At 81.5% G+C, this 476-nt stretch carries 1 pseudogene; it reads left to right on the top strand.

What is annotated here, in order from left to right:
• Positions 1-476: pseudogene (locus CBZ_RS21930) on the top strand (glycosyltransferase family 2 protein); the annotation flags it as partial.

Genomic DNA, 476 nt, shown 5'->3' with positions numbered 1-476 from the left:
CGCCCGCGCTGCTGCTCGCGCTCGGCGACGGCCGGCTGGGGCCCGTGGTCGCGCACGCCGCGCTGCCGTGGGTCGCGCTCGGCGTCGCGCGGGCCGCCGGGGTGCAGCGTGTCGACCAGGTGCTGTCCGGGCTGGTCACGGCCCGCCGCCGCGACGAGGACGACGACACCCCCGAGCACGTGTGGCCGCTCGACGAGCAGGCGGAGGCCGACGACGAGCCGACGTCCGGCCTCGCCGGGCGCCCGCCGGCCGCCGTCGGCCACGAGGACGGCGACCACGCCGACGTCGTCGACCAGGCGGGCACCGCGACGCCCGTGCGCGGCGTGCCCGTCGCCCGGGTCTCCGCCGCCGACGCCGCCCCGGCGCTCCGGGTGACGGCCGACGTCCCCGCGGAGGGAACCGCGCGGACCGCCACGACCACCCCTGCCGCGCCGACGCGGTCGGGTCGGCGGTCCGTGCCGACGGTGCCGACGCAG

The sequence above is a fragment of the Cellulomonas biazotea genome (assembly GCF_004306155.1).
GTDB lineage: Bacteria > Actinomycetota > Actinomycetes > Actinomycetales > Cellulomonadaceae > Cellulomonas > Cellulomonas biazotea.
The sequence above is the reverse complement of the archived record's forward strand: the minus strand, read 5'-3'. Positions and strand labels throughout refer to the sequence as shown.